This is a genomic window from Coprococcus sp. TM115-187 (assembly GCF_027679115.1).
In the GTDB taxonomy this organism is placed as follows: domain Bacteria; phylum Bacillota; class Clostridia; order Lachnospirales; family Lachnospiraceae; genus Allocoprococcus; species Allocoprococcus comes.
Map to the genome: position 1 here is coordinate 1 of NZ_JAQEKS010000045.1, position 658 is coordinate 658.

1 protein-coding gene is annotated in these 658 nt (G+C 32.5%); it reads right to left on the minus strand.

The annotated features are described in order from the left end of the window. Positions 1 to 392 precede the first annotated feature (392 nt). A complete protein-coding gene (locus PGW42_RS15610) occupies positions 393 to 593 on the minus strand; it encodes a DUF6061 family protein (RefSeq protein ID WP_117558203.1) in 201 nt (66 codons plus the stop codon). Between the last annotated feature and the right edge of the window lie 65 nt (positions 594 to 658).

Below are 658 nucleotides of genomic sequence, written 5' to 3' on the forward strand. Positions count from 1 at the left end.
TTATGTGGTATATTATGTGGTTATCGGGAATGTTATGGAAGTAAGGCGACTGATATATAGTGCGAGAAATACAGATCGTCATTTATAGCAGAATGATAAAAATGTAATTGCAAAATAGCGATAATTTATTTTAGAAAAATAGTAGTAGGAAACAATACAGAACTCCTCTATATGAGAATAAAGTTGTTCTCATATAGAGGAGTTCTGTATTCTCAATTAAATATTTGAAAGTAAGTATGTGAAAAAATTAAAAACTTGCTGAATAAGCAAAAAGTTGCGGGTACAGAACTGTATAATCGAAAACAAAGGAAATGATTTTAACTTTAGTAAAAATGAGAATCATATGAGGAATGAGAAGATGGAAAGAATTATCAATATTGAAGATTCGGTAATCAAACATTCCCATCAAGATACAGTCTCGCATATTCTAGTGGTTCATCAATGGCAAGTGTGTTTAATGCACAATCTGATCCGGGTGTGGTTCTCAAATTCTTTTCTGCTTCCCAGCAGTCAATGCGAAGCATATAGTCTGCACTGGTATAAACATCAATGCTGTTTCGTCCGGGATTATATTCTGCAAATATTGTTCTCATCGTATCTTATCTCCTTATCGTTCAATCAATTATTTGCTACAAAAATCAGAAGCATTTCAATCAGT